This is a genomic window from Asticcacaulis machinosus (assembly GCF_028550435.1).
In the GTDB taxonomy this organism is placed as follows: Bacteria; Pseudomonadota; Alphaproteobacteria; order Caulobacterales; family Caulobacteraceae; genus Asticcacaulis; species Asticcacaulis machinosus.
In genome coordinates, this window is the sequence record NZ_JAQQKV010000003.1 from 111,893 (window position 1) to 128,462 (window position 16,570).

Below are 16,570 nucleotides of genomic sequence, written 5' to 3' on the forward strand. Positions count from 1 at the left end.
ATATGGCTTCCTGACAAATAGACTTGAAAAACCTCGTAAGCGCGGTTCACAATCGCCATATGTCACTTGATCCAACTTAAGGGTTCGGCGATTACGCTTTGAACCGCAAAGGTAAATATTATGGGGAAACTCGATTTGAAGTCGCTTCTGAAGAACAAGACCAGCCTGGTCGGCGGCATTGTCGGTCTGGCGCTGGGCGCCACCGTGGCCGCCGGGGCCATGACGGGTATCGCCAACCTCGATAACCTCACGGGTGGTTATGACGGCGCCAAGCTTATCAAAACCCAAGATCTGACGCCGGTTAAGCCGCCCGCAGGCGCGCCAATGTCGTTTGCCGACATCATTGATCGCGTGTCACCTGCGGTCGTGTCGATCGAGACCAAGGGTAAGGTCAAGGTGCCGCAAGGCATGCCGATGATCCCCGGTTTCAACTTCCCCGGCCAGCCTCAGCCCGGTCAGGAAGCGCCTGAACAAGAAGTGCGCGGCGCAGGCTCAGGCTTCTTCATTTCCGGTGATGGTTACATCGTCACCAACAACCACGTTATTGCCGAAGCCGATGAAATCACCGTCAAGCTGACCAATGACCAAAAGCTGAAAGCCACCGTGGTCGGGCGCGATCCAAACACCGATCTGGCCGTGCTCAAAGTCGAGGGCAAGAACTTTCCGTTCGTCAATTTCGAGCTGGAAACCAAGCCGAGGGTCGGTGACTGGGTCATCGCGGTCGGCAATCCGTTCGGCTTTTCGGGTACGGCCACCGCCGGTATCGTCTCGGCCTATGGTCGTGACATCGGTGAGCAATATGTCGATTACCTGCAAATCGATGCGCCGATCAACCGCGGTAACTCCGGCGGGCCGACCTTTGACCTTTATGGCCGTGTGATCGGTGTCAACACCGCTATCATCACGCCGTCGGGCGCGTCGGCAGGGGTTGGTTTTGCCATTCCGGCTGAGATCGCCCATTCGATCACCCAAAAGCTGATCAAGGGCGGTAAGATTGAGCGCGGCTATATCGGCGTCACGGTCAGCGGCATTACCGAGGAAATCGGCGAAAGCTTAGGCACGACCGATCTGGATGGTGCCTTCATCAGCGATGTCACCAAGGGCGGGCCTTCGGATAAGGCCGGGGTTCAGCCGGGCGATATTGTCCGCGCCGTCAACGGCGAAAAGATCAAGTCGAACACCGACCTGACCCGCCGGGTGGGCGCGGTGCGCGTCGGTGATAAGGTAACGCTTGATGTCATCCGTTCGGGTAAGCCGATTAAGCTGACGATCACGGCAGCCCTGCGTCCGACCGATGAGGAACTGAACAAGGGTCTGCCCGGTGGTTCGGATCCGTCTTCGCCTGACGCGCCGGCCAATGCGCCGGGGGTTCTGGGCCTCAGCCTCAAGCCGGTATCGCCCGAAACCCGTAAGAGCTATGGCATCGAAGAGGGTGTTGCCGGTCTGGTCATCACCTCGGTGACGCCGGACTCGGATGCAGGCAAAAAAGGCGTTAAGCCCGGCATGGTCGTGGTGCGGATCGATAACCGTCCGGTCACGACGGTGGCGGACTTTAACCGTATTGTCGATGAACTGAAAAAGGCTGGCCGCCCCAGTGTTCTGCTGATGGTCAATGCCGATGGCCGCAATGTCCCGCTGCCGCTGAGTTTGAAGTAGTTTAGCCGTCTTTCTCCTCCCCATTTTATGGGGAGGTGGCTGTGAGCATTGCGAACAGACGGAGGGGTATGGCTGGCGAAGATACCCCTCCGTCTCGTAAAACTCGACACCTCCCCACAATGTGGGGAGGAGAGTCTATTACGGTTATTTCATTTGTAATCAGGGTTCTGAATCATTTAGGTTCAGAACCCTGAGCCTTTTTTACGCATGGACTTACCGTGACCCACGTTCTGATCGTCGAAGATGACACCGAAGCGGCCTTAAGCCTTCAGCGCGGGCTAAAAGAGGCCGGCATGACGGCCACGGTTACCCATGACGGGGAGGCGGGGCTTGCGGCCCTGCGCGGGGACGCTGAATTTGATGTGGTGGTGCTTGACCGCATGATGCCGGGACTGGATGGGGTGTCGATGCTGGAAATCGCAAGGTCCGAGGGTATCGACGTGCCGGTGCTGTTTTTAAGTGCGCTCGGTGACCTCGAAAACCGCGTCTATGGCCTGAAAGCCGGGGCCGATGATTATCTGGTCAAACCCTATGCTTTGGTTGAATTGCTGGCTCGCGTCGAAGCTCTGGCGCGCCGTAAGGACAAAGATCCGGTCGAGACGGTGCTTAAGGTCGGTGAGCTGGAGATGAACCTGATCAACCGTCAGGTTAAGCGGGCCGGGACCCTGATTGACCTGCAACCGCGTGAGTTTCAGTTGCTGGAATTCCTGATCCGCCATGTCGGGCAAAATGTCACTCGCACCATGTTGCTGGAAAAGGTCTGGGCCTATCATTTCGACCCGCAAACCAATGTCATCGATGTGCATATTTCACGCCTGCGCTCAAAGCTGGATAAGGGTTTCGATAAGCCTATGCTGCATACGGTGCGTGGCGAAGGTTATCAGTTAAAGGCGTAAGCCGTGATCGTAAGAGACCCCTCCACCGCTTCGCGGTCCCCCTCCCCATCTTCGATGGGGCGGAGAAAAGGGGGCTTCCCTCTCCTCCCTACGCTTGCGTGGGGAGGGGGACCGCGAAGCGGTGGAGGGGTAAATCTATGGAACGCCTGATCTGACCATGTCCAAACCGCCCACCCCGAAAAAAAACTTCAACCCCCTAAACGCCCTCGGGGCGTTTCTGGCCTGGGCGGGCGGATTATTCCGGCCGACCTATTTCAGGCAGACGCCGTTCCGGCTGACGCTGGTGTTCATCACCGTCTATTCATTCGTGGCGGTGCTGATCTTTGCCTATGTCTATGTGGCGACGTCGGCGGAAAACCGGGCGGTGACGGATGCGCAGGTCTCGGCCCGCCTTGATGGTCTGCAACAGCTTTACCGTGAACGGGGTGAGGCCGAGGTCAAGGCCCGCCTGCGTCAGGACGACATCACCGAATGGTTCTTCATCAAGGGCATTTATAACTCGAACGGCGAGATGGTCGCCCAGAATAAACGCGCCTCGCTTGAGATGTCGACTGAGGTGTTAAGCCGTATCCGCGCACAGGTCGATACGCCCCAGATCGAAGGCCGGATGCTGGGCGAAGCGCCGGGCCGCAGCGATTTTGTCATCAATTTCCGCAGCTATAATAATGACGGTTCCATGCGTAAATACCGCTATCGCGGGCAGGGACTGCGCATCGATCCGGATCGTTACCTGTTTGTGGCGATGGATATGTCGTGGACGGACGAAGGCTTTGACAAGGGCTTTACCGCCTTGTGGGGCGGCGCGATTCTGGTGGTGTTCATGGGGCTATTTGCCGGCATGATCATCAATCAGGAAGTGTCGCGCTCGGTACAGGGCCTGATGAGCGTGCTCAGAAGCGCCGAGCAGGGCGATCTTAAGGTGCGGGTGCCGCTGCGCCATTCGGGGGATGAATTTGATGCCCTGGCCACTCAGGTCAATCAGGTGCTCGACCGCGTTGAAAAAAATGTCGGCAGCCTGAAATATGCCGGTGACGCCATCGCCCATGATCTGCGCACGCCCTTGTCGCGGTTGCGGTCTAACCTTGAACTGTCACTGTATGATGTCGAAAAAGACCCCTCAAAGGCTGAGGACGCCTTGTCGCGGGCATTGACCGAAACCGATCAGTTGCTGCGCACGTTCCAGACGGTGTTTGCCATTTCGCGCCTTCAGGCGGCGGGGCAGGCGCCTGATCCGAAACTGTTTGATGCCACAGCGCTGGCGGCTGATATGGCCGAACTTTATGAACTGTCGGCCGCGGATAAGGGCCTTGAGTTCGAGGCGGAGATAGAGCCGAACGTGTGGGTTATGGGTAACCGTGATTTTCTGGCGCAATCACTGGCCAACCTGCTCGATAACGCTATCAAATATACGGCGGTGGGCGGGATCACCTTCCGGTTGCGTAAGACCTCACGCGGGGAGATCGAGTTCTCGATCACCGACACCGGCATGGGCGTGCCCGAAGCCGACCGCGCCCGCATTGTTGAGCGTTTTGTGCGGCTGGAACAGAGCCGCTCCCTGCCCGGTGTGGGGTTGGGTCTGTCTATGGTGGCGGCGGTGGCCGAGGCTCACAAAGGCCGTCTGGTCATCGACGAAGGGCCGGGCCGGTTCAATGATCAGGGGCCGGGATTGCGTACGGCCTTGGTTCTGCCGCCCACTCAAGGCTGAGTGCCGGGCGGCAGGACGCAATTGCCGAAAACGTGGTTTCCACCAAAGCGAAATAAATTAATTTTGGCGGCTGCGACCTGTGAACCGAGAGAAAATTTCTTTAAGCATATATATAATACAAATGTTGATTTTAGCCTGATCTTTGTTAATAGTCGCAGCACGCCCCGTCAGAGCGGCGACTTTTACAGGAGAGCGACATGGCTGTAATTATGGGCGGCTCAGGTGGCGGCGATCCGGTGACACCGGGCAGACTGAATATCGGATATATCTGGGTTATTTCCGCCATAGCGGCGCTGGGCGGCTTGCTGTTCGGCTATGACTGGGTCGTCGTCGGTGGTGCCAAGCCGTTTTACGAAGCCTATTTCGGACTGACGTCGGAAGTTCTGGTCGGCTGGGCCAACAGTTGCGCATTGCTGGGCTGTCTGGCCGGATCGATACTGGCAGGGTTTATGTCCGACCGGTTCGGGCGCAAGCCGCTTTTGATCCTATCGGCCATACTTTTTGCGTCATCGTCGATCCTGACCGGATGGGCGACTTCGTTCGATGCGTTTATCATCTGGCGCATAGTCGGTGGAGTGGCCATCGGCGTGGTGTCCAATGTATCCCCGACCTATATTGCCGAAATCAGCCCGCCGGCCTGGCGCGGGCGGCTGGTGACGCTTAATCAGCTAACCCTCGTGGTCGGCATACTGGCGGCGCAGATCGTCAATCTGCTGATTGCCGGTTCCGGCACGGAGGCTACCAGCCATGAAGCCATTCGCGCCACCTGGGCCGGAGAATATGGCTGGCGCTGGATGTTTACAGCCGTGGCGGTGCCTTCGATTGTGTTTCTGGTCTGCGCGTTATTTGTGCCGGAGAGCCCGCGTTGGTTGGTCAAGGCGGGAGCGATAGATAAGGCAAAGGCCGTCTTTGCGCGTATCGGTGATGACACCTATGCGCAGGCGCAGGTCAACGATGCCGTCCACAATTTAAGCCAGAACAGCGCCCGCGTCAGTTGGCGTGAACTGTTCCGTCCCGCCCTGTTGGCGGTTCTGATGATGGGTATAGGCCTTGCCGTGCTTCAGCAATGGAGCGGCACCAATGTCATCTTCAACTATGCCGAAGAAATCTATCGCGGAGCGGGCTATGACCTGAGCGGCATCATGTTCAACATCGTTATTACCGGTGCGATCAATCTGATCTTTACGCTGGTCGCCACCGCCTTTGTGGACCGGGCCGGGCGCAGAGCGCTGATGCTGTGGGGGGCAGGCGGCATGGCGCTCATTCATGGCTGTCTGGGGCTGGCGTTTTTCATGAACATCACCGGCGTAGTCGTGCTGGGCCTGACCTTGGCGGTCATTGCGCTTTATGCCATGTCGCTGGCGCCAATTACCTGGGTGCTGCTGTCGGAAATTTTCCCGACCCGCATACGAGGATTGGCCATGTCGATTTCCGTCTCAGCCCTGTGGATTGCCTGCTTTGCGGTCACCTTTACCTTCCCGATCATGAACGCCGCGTTGGGCGCGTCAGGGACATTCTGGTGTTACGGTCTGATCTGCCTGTTTGGGTTTTTCCTGATCCGCAAGTTTGTGCCCGAAACCAAGGGCCGGTCGCTGGAAGAGATCGAAGCCCAGCTTGGCGTGTCTAAGGGCGCATAGGTGATGGCCGTGGTATCGCGCATGGGTTCGGCTATGGGTAACGCCACTCAGGCCATTGTCCAGACTCTGGGGACGGCCATCGTGACCGGTCAGTATGACGGCCAGCCGTTTCCGTCGGAAAAGGCGCTATGTGAGCAGTTTGCCGCGGCCCGCACCATAGTGCGCGAAGCGGTCAAGATGCTGGCCGCCAAGGGGCTGATCACCTCCCGCCCGCGTCAGGGCATCCGCATTGCGTCTGAGGATGACTGGAACCTGTTTGATACGGATGTACTCAGTTGGCTGCTGGAGCGGCGGTTTTCGCCGGAACTATTGCTCGATTTTATGGAAATGCGGCTGGCGGTCGAGCCTTCGGCCGCGGCACTGGCCGCCACACACGCCAGCGATGCCCAGAAAGCGGCGATCCGCGAGGCGGTTGAGCGCATGTATGCGGCGTCGCGCGGCGAAGAGGATGACCTGCGCGCCGATGTGGCTTTTCATGTGGCGGTGCTGGAGGCCAGCGGTAACCGCTTTTTCAAGCAAACCCGCGTCATGATCGCTACGGCCCTGACCATCAGCATCCGCTACACCAACCGCGTTAAGGGCGTCGCCCACGCCAGCGCGCAGGATCACGATACGGTGGCGCGGGCCATACTGCGTGGCGAGCCTGTCCTTGCCCGCACCGCCATGCACAACCTGCTCGAAGGGGCGTTTGATCTGGTCAAAAGCCAGATCACGCCTGCCAAACCCTAACCCTCTGGAAAATCCGAATGACGCTCTCATCGCCTATTATCAAGATCGAAACTCTGCCCGTGCCGCCGCGCTGGCTGTTTGTGCGGGTGGAAACCGAAGATGGTCGCGTCGGCTGGGGCGAAGCGTCGCTGGAAGGCCATACCGAAGCGGTTGACGGGGCGTTTGCCTCCCTGCGCGACCGCTTTATCGGTGCTGATCCGTCCCGCATCGAAGATATGTGGCAGACGGCCTATCGTCTGGGGTTCTACCGCGGCGGGCCGGTGCTGATGTCGGCTCTGTCGGGGCTTGATCAGGCGCTGTGGGACCTTAAGGGCAAGGCGCTGAATGTGCCGGTCTGGCAGATGCTGGGCGGTGCGGTGCGTGACCAGATCCCGGTCTATGCCTGGATTGGCGGCGACCGTCCGTCTGATGTGGTCGAGGCCGCCCGCGTGCGCAAAAGCCAAGGGTTTAACTGCGTCAAGATGAACGGCACTGAGGATCTGGGTTGGCTCGATTCCCCCAAGGCGCTGGATGCGACGGTTGAGCGGCTTGAGGCGGTCAAGGCCGAGGGCATGGATGCCGGCCTTGATTTTCATGGCCGGGTCCATAAGCCGATGGTGCGGCAACTGGCGCGCGCCCTTGAGCCCCTTCGGCCTTTGTTTATCGAGGAACCGCTGCTGAGTGAGCACCCGGAAGGCATCAAGCAGTTGTCCCTGCAAACCACCATCCCGATCGCGCTGGGGGAGCGGCTCTACAGCCGTTGGGACATCAAACCGTTCCTTGAGGCGGCCTCAATCGACATCCTGCAACCCGACCTGAGCCACGCCGGTGGTATCTCTGAGGTCAGGCGTATGGCCGCGATGGCCGAAGCCTATGACGTGGCCCTGGCACCCCATTGTCCGCTCGGGCCGATTGCGCTGGCGGCCTGTATGCAGGTGGCCGCGTCGACGCCGAATTTTGTCATTCAGGAAATGTCGCTGGGCATCCACTACAACACGGGCGGCCATGACCTGTTGAGCTATATGACCAATCCCGAAGTGTTCGACGTGAACGACGGCATGGTGGCGGTGCTGACCGGGCCGGGGCTGGGGGTCGAGATTGATGAAGACAAGGTCCGCCGCTTAAGCCGCGACTGTCCCCCGTGGCGCAACCCGGTCTGGCGCGGGCCGGACGGCTATGTGAGGGAATGGTGATGCGCTTTGCTGGCAAAACATTTTTGATCACCGGTGCCGCCAGCGGGATCGGTCTTGCGGCGGCGCAGCGTCTGGCGGGTGAGGGGGCGAACCTTGCCCTGATCGACCGTAATGCCGGGGCTATTGATGCCGTGGCGGCGGAACTGGGCGCGCTGGCGCTACCTTGCGATGTCGCTGATGAGGTGGCGCTTAAGGCCGCTTATGATCAGGCATTGGTCCATTTCGGCTATATCGACGGGTTGGTCAATGTCGCCGGCGTCATGATCTATAAAGGTTTGGGCGAGCTTTCTGGCGATGACTGGCACCGGCTGATGAGCATCAATTTCTATGCCGCCGCTAACCTGACCCAAAGGGCGTTTGCCACCATGACCCGCGGCGGCAGTCTGGTCTTTGTCGGCAGTATCCATAATGTGCAGACCTCGCCTCTGGTTGGGCCTTATGCGGCGGCCAAGGCGGCTCTGTCGTCTCTGGCGCGCACCGCTTCGATTGAAGGTAAGGCGTTGAATATCCGCGCCAATGCCGTCCTGCCGGGGGCGGTCGATACGCCGCTGTTGCGCGAAAGCCCAAATATCAAATCCGGCGCCGAAGTGCTCGACCCCGCCGATATCGGCAGACCCGAAGACATCGCGGCGGCCATTGCCTTCTTGCTCAGTGATGATGCGGCGTTTGTGACCGGTGCGTCGATAGTGGTTGATGGCGGGCGCCTGGCCAAACTTTAACTGTGGCTGCCGGGGTATTGCAGATAGTCCGATCCGGATATTGATGCAGGCAATTCGGCACGAATGGTGACGCATGGCCCCCATGTCTGGTGATAAAAAATTCCACAACACGCAACGGCGTTCCTCCGGTTAATGGCCCATTAAGGCAGATCGAATAACCTTATAATTCATAAGGTAATTATATACTGTTGGGCAGGCATGGCAGGGCATTTTACATCCACATCGGAAGCGATTGATTTCCGCTGGGTCGGGGCCGTGTTTGCGCTGTTTCTGGTGATGGGGCTGATGGTCTATGCGTCCCCGCGTCCGGGCGGCAGTGTCGCGGTCATCGCATCACCATTTGCCAAAAACCTGACCGCCGCCGCGGTTGTTGTGCGGGCGGAGGGAATGTTTGAGGACAGTGCCTTGCGCGGGCAGATCATTATCGCCCAATCGGACAATCCCCGTTTCATCAGCGCCCTGTACGCCAGTGGCGCGCTTTTCGTATTCAATCCGCGCCTGCTGGCCGGATGTCGCCCACTAAAGGACTAAAGGACTAAAGGACTAAAGACTATGGATGCACTGATTGGCCTGAGGCAGCGCTTTGGTATCGCGTTGATCGTCTTTCTATGGGCGAACCTGCTGGTGTTGGGGGTGATGCCGCTGGTGTTTCGCACCGGCGTAGACCTCATGGTGCCGCTGGGGGCGGGGGCGGTCATTTGCGCGCTGTCGAGCTTTGTGTGGATGAAGGATAAGATCGGCGCCACCACCCGTCTGATCACCTCTATGGCGCTGGCGGCGATGGTGTCGCTGATGGTCTATGTGTTCGACGGCCATGCGTTTCAGATCGACATGCACATGTATTTCTTTGCCGCTCTGGCGCTGATTGCCGGCTGGTGCGACTGGCGCGCCCTGATTGCCTATGCCGGGCTGGTGGCCGTGCATCACCTGTCGCTGAACTATATCATGCCGGCGGCCGTTTTTCCTGAAAGCCAGCCCGATCTGATCCGTGTTGTGCTGCATGCGGTGATCCTTGTGCTGCAAACCACGCTCCTGACCTGGCTGGTGCAGACGCTGGAGCATAGTTTTGCCGAAGGTGACAAGGCCCTGATGGCCGCCCATGCGGCTGAGGCCGAAGCCCGCGCCCTGTCCGTGCGTCAGGCTGAGATTCAGGAAGAGGAAATGCTGCGCATCCGCGCCCGCGACCAGATGGCTGGGCAACTGATTGAGCGGGTGCAGAGCCTGACGACCGGCTTTAACCAGACCTCCCATGAGATCGCTCAGGCGGCCCGCAGCCTGACCAGCGCCGTCAATGAAACCACGGTAACCGCGCAAAGGGTTACTGACTCCGCCGAAGCCGCGTCGGGCAGCGTCCAGACCGCCGCCTCCGGGGCCGAAGAACTGTCGCACTCGATTCAGGAAATCAACGCCCAGGTAAGCCATTCGGCGGCGGTGGCGGTATCGGCTGCAGAAGAAGCCTCCAGCACGACCGAAAACATCGCCATCCTCAGTTCCGCGGCGGGCAAGATCGGCGATGTGATTGAGTTGATCCGTGCCATCGCGTCCCAGACCAATCTTTTGGCGCTCAACGCAACCATCGAGGCGGCGCGCGCGGGTGAAGCCGGTAAGGGCTTTGCCGTTGTGGCGACTGAGGTCAAATCGCTGGCCAACCAGACGGCGCGGGCGACCGATGAAATCGCCACCAAGGTCAATGAAATCCAGTCCGCCACCGAAGTCACAGTGCAGTCGATTGAGCGCATTGTGGCCACGATTGAGATGATCCGCTCCTCCACGACCGCGATTGCCGGCGCGGTGGATCAGCAGGGCGCGGCCACTCAGGACATTGCCGCTAATACGGCGCGGGCCGCCTCAGGCACCTCAGACGTCAGCGGTCAGATCACGACCGTGACGGCGGCGGCTCAGGAAACCGGCGTGGCGGCGGAGCAATTACGCGGACTGTCGGATGCTCTGGCCGATCAGGCGGGCGCACTGGAAACGGAAATCGCCGCCTTTGTGGATCGCCTTAAGGCCGCGTGATGACTCCTGCGGGCCTTATGCGTCCACATCTTCCTGCCGCGCTTCATGGGGGTAAAGTCTTCCCCCGGCGCATTGGCACTGGCTCGCTCCAGCCAGCGCAAGTCCTCTTTCAGGTCGCGCGGTACGTCTGCGCCGGCGATGTAGATTTGCGCCAGCATCATGGCCGCCTCAGCGCGCGGGCTCATGGTGTCAGGGTTTTGAGGATCGAAATGTTCCTGCTGATGGATCGGCTTTTCGGCGATCTTGCGGTACCAGATGATGGCCGTTTTGGCATTTTTGGGTGTCCCCATGCCTTTTAAGTACATGTCACCGATCATCAGGGCAGCCGTTTCGTGCCCTATCTTGCCGTAAGCGCTCTGGAACATGGCGAGGGCTTAGGTCTGTCGATGGTGGCGGCGGTGGCCGAAGCCCACAAAGGCCGTCTGGTCATCGACGAAGGGCCGGGCCGGTTTAACGATCAGGGGCCGGGTCTGCGCACCGCGCTGGTTTTGCCCCCGACACAGGGGTGAGGGAGGACTGAAGAAGCCCCCACCACCATATCTCGCCTTTCGGCTCGTATGGTTCCCCTCCCCGCCAAGCCTGGGGAGGTCTGATTTATCAGACCGGAAGGTGGGGGCTTTTGAGGTTGTGAGATGAAATTCCTATGACGGAAAGGATTTGTCATCCGCAATTATGACCGACATATCGTTGGCTGTATTGCTTGGTTGAACTTTCTCGCCATTTATCATGACGATGCAGCTATCAAACTCCTGCAAGTAAATTTGTATAGAACCCTCATAGACAAAGGTCGATAGGCCAAGGCCCATCCAGTTCGGGTCTTGATCGTAAATTATCGTAAGTTCATCATCAGGGTTTAGAATATAAAGATCCGGATTCATCTCTACCCAGATTTCCATTGATTTTCCAGTTTTATTGGTAAACTGCTGAATGTGTCTGCCGGGTGCGTAAGAGAAATCTTGACTATAAGAGAATTCCTTAGTTGCAACTACCGAGCTATTGGTTTCAGGCACGGCAGCACTGATCTTGAGCCATTTTTTTATCTTTTTAAATAATGACATAATTTCCCCTATACCTTCTGCATTACCGTTATACAGGCAGGTTTTGAGCTGTAGCGCTAACTGTAATCTTAAAGATAGTTTTAGAGAAGCTCAGCTCCCAACAAAACTGGTTTTTTTTGACCTGCGGGGAAAATCGCCTTATCCGTTGATGGGACTGTCGTTGGGCATAACGATATGTACAAACGGATAGAGTAAATTATGACCGACCTGTTGTTTTCGCCTCTGGCCGACCTGATGACACCGTGCGGGCCGGTGCTGGAAGAGGCCGCCGCCGGTTTCACGTTTGAAACCCTGGCTGAAGCGGCGCAGATCGAGGACTGGACGGATCTGCTTGAGACGGCGCGTCCGGCCCTTGAGCCCATTGTGGCGGCATCGCCTTATCTTTCCGGTTTGATGCGCCGCAGCCCGCACCGCCTTTATGAAACCCTGTCCGCCGCCCCCGAAGCCCGCCTGAAAGCTATATTACAGGCCACTGACGCTATCACGGAACAGGCCCTGACAGCGCCGGCGATCGATGCCGAGGCTGCCAAGCGCACCTTGCGCCAGCTCAAGGCCGACACCCATCTTTTGACCGCTCTGGCCGATCTGGGTGAGGTGTGGAAACTGGATCATGTGACCGCGGCGCTTACCCGCTTTGCCGATGCGGTGACCCAGGCCGCGCTTGCCGTAGCGGTGCGCGAAGAACGCGATAAAAAGCGGTTGTTGCCCACCGCTGCCGATGATGAGCGCGGCATTCTGCCCGGCCTGTTTGTGCTGGCTATGGGCAAGCACGGGGCGGGAGAACTGAACTATTCGTCGGATATCGACATCACCTTTTTCTGTGAGATGGCGCAGTTGCCGCTGGCCGATGGGGTGGAGCCGCAAGGCCTAACCGACCGGATTGCGCGTCGGGTGTCTAATATCCTCAGCGACCGCACAGCCGACGGTTATGTCTTTCGGGTTGATCTGCGCCTGCGGCCTGATCCGTCGTCGACCCCGACCGTGGTGTCGGTGCCGTTTGCGCTCAATTACTATGAGACCGTGGGGCAAAACTGGGAACGGGCGGCCTTCATCAAGGCGCGCGCCTGCGCAGGCGATATGGTTGAGGCGAAGGACTTCATGCAGGCCTTGTCGCCGTTCATCTGGCGGCGCAGTCTTGATTACCCCGCCATTGCCGACGTCCAGTCAATCAAGCGCCAGATCCATGTCCATAAGGCCGATGAGCGGCTCTATGCGGCAGGGGCGAACCTGAAACTGGGCGCGGGTGGTATTCGGGAAATTGAGTTTTTCGCCCAGACCCAGCAGTTGATCCTCGGCGGACGCGATCCATCCCTGCGGTCGCGGCGGACCACGGATGCGCTCGATGCCCTGCGCAAGGCCGGGCATCTGGCCCCGGCGGTGTCCAAGGAACTTAAGCAGTGTTACGGCCGTCTACGCGACTGGGAACACCGCGTTCAGATGCTCAATGATGAGCAGACCCACAACCTGCCCGAAAACGATACCGACCGGCTCAAGGTCGGGGTGATGGCGGGGTTTTCCAACCTCAGCCGGTTTGATCTGGCGGTGTCGCGCACTCTGCGCACGGTGAACAGCCACTATGGTGAGCTGTTTTCGGACGGTGAAAACCTGTCGTCGTCGTTCGGGTCGCTGGTCTTTACGGGTGTAGAGGATGATCCGGAAACCCTTAAAACCCTTGAGCGCATGGGCTTTGATGACCCGCACGGCGTGGCAGCGACGGTGCGGTCATGGCATCATGGCCGCATCCCGGCGACACGGACCGAGCGCGGGCGCGAACTGTTTACCCGCCTGGTGCCACGCCTGCTTGAGGCGCTGAATGAGACCGGCACGCCACAGGTTGCCTTTAAGCGCTTTGCGGCGTTTTTCTCAGGGCTGACCGCCGGTGTGCAGATTCAGTCGCTGTTTCTGGCCAATCACCGCCTGTTTAAGATGGTGGTCGAAATCATGGGCTTTTCGCCGCGGCTGGCGATTTTGCTGGCGCGCCACCCGACCGTGTTTGACGCTATGCTGGATGCCGGATTCTTTGACCCATTGGGCGAAGAACTGGACGCGATTGTTCAGGACGAAGTCGACCGGGTTCCTGACGATCTGGAATCGGTGATGAACGCCTTGCGCCGAGTTGGGCGTGAGCAGCAGTTCCGCATCGGGATGCAGATCATCAATGCGCGCCTGACCACGGAGGCGGCGGGGGCGGCCTATGCGCGGCTGGCCGATGCCTGCATCACCCATCTGGCGCCCTTGAGCCTTGCCGATGTGGCCCGTCAGGCCGGTCATTTAAGCGGTCATGTGGCGGTGGTGGCGCTGGGGAAACTGGGCTCGCAGGAGATGACGGCGCGCTCTGATCTCGACCTGATGACGATCTATCTGCCCGATGATCCGTCCGAGGTTTCAACCGTTAAGGGCTGGGCGGCGGAGACCTATTTTGCGCGCTTTACCCAACGCCTGATTTCGGCCCTGTCCGCCCCGACCCATGAGGGGTTGTTGTACGAAATCGATATGAAACTGCGGCCAACCGGCGCCAAGGGGCCGGTGGCGGTATCGCTGGCAGCGCTTGAAAACTACTACACCAAGGGGGCTGATACCTGGGAGTTTCAGGCCCTGACCCGCGCGCGTGTGGTGTGGGCGACCTCGGTGGATTTTGCAGACCTCGTGAAGCTCAAGGTCGAGACGATTTTGCGTGGCCAGCGTGATAGGGCCAAAACCGCGCAGGATGTACTCGATATGCGCGCCCTGATGGAAAAAGAGCGGCCGGCCAAGGGCTTCTGGGATTTTAAGCTGAGCGTCGGCGGGCAGGTCGATGCCGAATTTGTGGCGCAGTATCTGCAACTTATCCATGCCTCGGCGGGCGGGCCGCTGCGGGTGGGCACACTTGCGGCGCTTCAGGCGTTTTCGCGCACGGGCTTAGCGTCGGCGGACGATCTGGAATGTCTGGCCACCGCGTGGCGGGTGCAACAGGCCTTGGCGCAGTTGATGCGGGTGTCGCTGGAGCAGGATCACGATCCGACGAAGGAGCCCGAAGCGTTTCAGGGCAAACTGGCCCGCGCTATCCATACCCGCAGGCTCGATACGCTCGAGAAAAAGCTGCGTGATATCCGTAAACGCGCCCGTCAGGCGTTTGAGACGATCATCGACCCGGATGGGGTATAGGCTAGCGGCCCTAGCAGGTTGGGGGCGGGGTAAGGGCTTTTGAAATGTCTGAAAAATGCGATGAAGCAAGTGGACCGCTATCAAGGGAAGAAATAGACGAGATTGAGCGTCTATTAGAAAAGGTGAGTCCTGCGCCTTGGAGGTCATATGTCGAAGGGCGTGATTTCCTCAGTGGTTCTGATTGTATTACTGTCGGCAGAGGTAATGGTGATTTTCCTGATATAGAGATCATGGGCGCTTCAACATTTGACCAAGATTTCATAGCCATGTCTCGACAGTTAATTCCGCGATTGATTGAGGAAATCAAGATGTCGCGGGCAACTGTGAAAGATGTTGGCTCAGCCTAAATTTATACTCCCCTGGCGTGCCGGGGGAGGTGGCATTGAGCGCAGCGAGATGACGGAGGGGGGCAAAACGGAGGGGAATGGCGCAACCGAAATACGCCTTGGCGCGGACGTTGCGCCGCAAGCTGACCCCGCCGGAATATTGGCTGTGGCAGTACCTTAAGCTCAGACTGCCCGATCAGCCCGTATTTCGCCGCCAATATGCCGCAGGGGCTTATATCCTTGATTTCTATTGTTTCAAGGCTCGGCTGGCGGTTGAGGTAGATGGCGGTTTACATGGTCTTGAGGATCGGCCAGCCGCTGATGAAAAGCGCGATAAGTGGCTTATGGATCAGGGCATAATGACGTATCGCATTCCGGCGGCTGATGTCTTCCGAGATGTTGAAGGTGTCGCTGACGGGATACGTCTGCTGGCAATTGAGCGTTTTCCAATCAAATGATTTCATTTGATTGATCAGAAAGAGCGACCAATTAAAGATTAGCGGCTCACCCGGTGAAGGCCTCCCTCTGTCACTACGTGACATGGCACGGGCCACCCCGCTCCCCCAACAAGTTGGGGGAGTATGAAATAAGGCAAGATACCCCTCCGGCCCTACGGGCCACCTCCCCATAAAATGGGGCGGAGATAACAGAAGCGGAGAGGGCGCCGTTAGCGGCGGCGCGGACTCTCCGCCCGGCCGGATGATCTCCGGCCGTGGGAATGGCAGGTTGTGCCATCCCCTTGGTGCCAAAAGTTATTGGCAAACTTAATCGTCGGGGGACGACGTGGGGATGTCAGAAACTTTTGGCGTGGTCACCGCACCGGAGAGAGGCCGATCCGGTGACCTGACGCAGCTCATACTTAAACACTAATGTTTGACGCGCATTTGATTCCCAAAACCGCTTCACACTTTTTGGGAATGCGCTCGCTACTCAGCCGCTTCGAGCACCTGCCGGGCATTAGCAGACGATTTAATCGCAATCTGCTTGGCCTTTTTGGCTTCGGGCACTTCGAGGGTCAGTGTAATCGATAACAGGCCATTGGCCAATTCAGCTTCCGTCACCTTGACGTGATCGGCTAATTGAAAGCGACGCTCGAAATTACGTTCGGCCAGACCGCGATGCAGGAAGGTGCGCTCCTCGGTCTCTTCGTCCTTGCGGCCCGATACGGTCAGGACATTGTCCTTGACCTCAAGGGTAAGCTGATCCGGACGGAAGCCGGCCACGGCGACTTCGATGCGGTAAGAATCAAGCGTGCCCGCTTCATCGTCGCGCTTTGAGACGCGCTCAATGTTGTAGGGCGGCCAGCCGGGGGTGGTGTCGTAACGGGCGGCGCTGTCGAGCAGGCCGACCAGACGGTCAAAGCCGACAGCCGAACGATAAAGGGGGGAAAAATCGATTTGAGTACGCATAGTCAGTGGCTCCTTATCTAAAGCGAGACCTCAGCGGGAAACTATTATCCGCAAAGGGTTTCAGTGAGAGTTCAGATCCGGTTTCGTCCCCATATCGGGCAAC

At 58.6% G+C, this 16,570-nt stretch carries 15 protein-coding genes and 1 pseudogene; 13 read left to right on the plus strand and 3 right to left on the minus strand.

From position 1 onward, the window contains the following. Window positions 1-120 precede the first annotated feature (120 nt). From PQU98_RS14075 to PQU98_RS14115, 9 genes are all read left to right on the plus strand, one after another. Window positions 121-1,656, plus strand: coding sequence for a Do family serine endopeptidase (locus PQU98_RS14075; protein WP_272745592.1), 1,536 nt, complete (start codon window positions 121-123; stop codon window positions 1,654-1,656). A gap of 218 nt (window positions 1,657-1,874) precedes the next feature. Further along, window positions 1,875-2,552 (plus strand): response regulator transcription factor, encoded by a 678-nt coding sequence (locus PQU98_RS14080; protein ID WP_272745593.1) that lies wholly within the window; start codon window positions 1,875-1,877, stop codon window positions 2,550-2,552. 157 nt (window positions 2,553-2,709) lie between these two features. Further along, window positions 2,710-4,257 carry a sensor histidine kinase gene (locus PQU98_RS14085; protein ID WP_272745594.1) on the plus strand — a complete coding sequence of 516 codons (1,548 nt, stop codon included), beginning with the start codon at window positions 2,710-2,712 and terminating at the stop codon, window positions 4,255-4,257. A 197-nt stretch (window positions 4,258-4,454) separates the two neighbouring features. After that, window positions 4,455-5,894: a sugar porter family MFS transporter gene (locus PQU98_RS14090; protein WP_272745595.1), complete on the plus strand. Its 1,440-nt coding sequence runs from the start codon at window positions 4,455-4,457 to the stop codon at window positions 5,892-5,894. A 3-nt stretch (window positions 5,895-5,897) separates the two neighbouring features. After that, entirely contained in the window at window positions 5,898-6,623 is a 726-nt protein-coding gene (locus PQU98_RS14095) for a FadR/GntR family transcriptional regulator (RefSeq protein WP_272745596.1), read from the plus strand. A 17-nt stretch (window positions 6,624-6,640) separates the two neighbouring features. Then, complete coding sequence (gene dgoD, locus PQU98_RS14100) at window positions 6,641-7,795, plus strand: galactonate dehydratase (protein ID WP_272745597.1); 1,155 nt, start codon at window positions 6,641-6,643, stop codon at window positions 7,793-7,795. Further along, on the plus strand, window positions 7,795-8,514 hold the full coding sequence (locus PQU98_RS14105) for an SDR family NAD(P)-dependent oxidoreductase (RefSeq protein WP_272745598.1): 720 nt from the start codon (window positions 7,795-7,797) through the stop codon (window positions 8,512-8,514). Before dgoD ends, PQU98_RS14105 begins: the two co-directional genes overlap by 1 nt. A 198-nt stretch (window positions 8,515-8,712) precedes the next feature. After that, on the plus strand, window positions 8,713-9,045 hold the full coding sequence (locus PQU98_RS14110; protein ID WP_272745599.1) for a hypothetical protein: 333 nt from the start codon (window positions 8,713-8,715) through the stop codon (window positions 9,043-9,045). Window positions 9,046-9,066: 21 nt separating this feature from the next. Next, window positions 9,067-10,530: a methyl-accepting chemotaxis protein gene (locus PQU98_RS14115; RefSeq protein ID WP_272745600.1), complete on the plus strand. Its 1,464-nt coding sequence runs from the start codon at window positions 9,067-9,069 to the stop codon at window positions 10,528-10,530. On the opposite strand, the gene PQU98_RS14120 is transcribed toward PQU98_RS14115, so the two are convergent. Beyond that, window positions 10,470-10,847, minus strand: coding sequence for an SEL1-like repeat protein (locus PQU98_RS14120; RefSeq protein WP_272745601.1), 378 nt, complete (start codon window positions 10,845-10,847; stop codon window positions 10,470-10,472). The two genes, PQU98_RS14115 and PQU98_RS14120, sit on opposite strands and share 61 nt — an antisense overlap. A gap of 33 nt (window positions 10,848-10,880) precedes the next feature. On the opposite strand from PQU98_RS14120, the pseudogene PQU98_RS14125 reads away from it, so the two are divergent. Next, window positions 10,881-11,039: pseudogene (locus tag PQU98_RS14125) on the plus strand (sensor histidine kinase); the annotation flags it as partial. 132 nt (window positions 11,040-11,171) lie between these two features. On the opposite strand, the gene PQU98_RS14130 reads toward PQU98_RS14125, so the two are convergent. Further along, window positions 11,172-11,588 (minus strand): hypothetical protein, encoded by a 417-nt coding sequence (locus tag PQU98_RS14130; RefSeq protein WP_272745603.1) that lies wholly within the window; start codon window positions 11,586-11,588, stop codon window positions 11,172-11,174. A gap of 198 nt (window positions 11,589-11,786) precedes the next feature. On the opposite strand from PQU98_RS14130, the gene PQU98_RS14135 reads away from it, so the two are divergent. The 3 genes from PQU98_RS14135 (at window position 11,787) to PQU98_RS14145 (ending at window position 15,516) form a co-directional block, all read left to right on the plus strand. Then, window positions 11,787-14,732, plus strand: a complete 2,946-nt coding sequence (locus tag PQU98_RS14135) for a bifunctional [glutamine synthetase] adenylyltransferase/[glutamine synthetase]-adenylyl-L-tyrosine phosphorylase (protein ID WP_272745604.1) — start codon at window positions 11,787-11,789, stop codon at window positions 14,730-14,732. A 44-nt stretch (window positions 14,733-14,776) separates the two neighbouring features. Then, a complete protein-coding gene (locus PQU98_RS14140; protein WP_272745605.1) occupies window positions 14,777-15,079 on the plus strand; it encodes a hypothetical protein in 303 nt (100 codons plus the stop codon). 77 nt (window positions 15,080-15,156) lie between these two features. After that, window positions 15,157-15,516: an endonuclease domain-containing protein gene (locus tag PQU98_RS14145; protein ID WP_272745606.1), complete on the plus strand. Its 360-nt coding sequence runs from the start codon at window positions 15,157-15,159 to the stop codon at window positions 15,514-15,516. Between the two features lie 468 nt (window positions 15,517-15,984). Here PQU98_RS14145 and PQU98_RS14150 read toward each other — a convergent pair whose 3' ends face one another. Further along, window positions 15,985-16,467 (minus strand): Hsp20 family protein, encoded by a 483-nt coding sequence (locus PQU98_RS14150; protein ID WP_272745607.1) that lies wholly within the window; start codon window positions 16,465-16,467, stop codon window positions 15,985-15,987. Window positions 16,468-16,570: the final 103 nt, after the last annotated feature.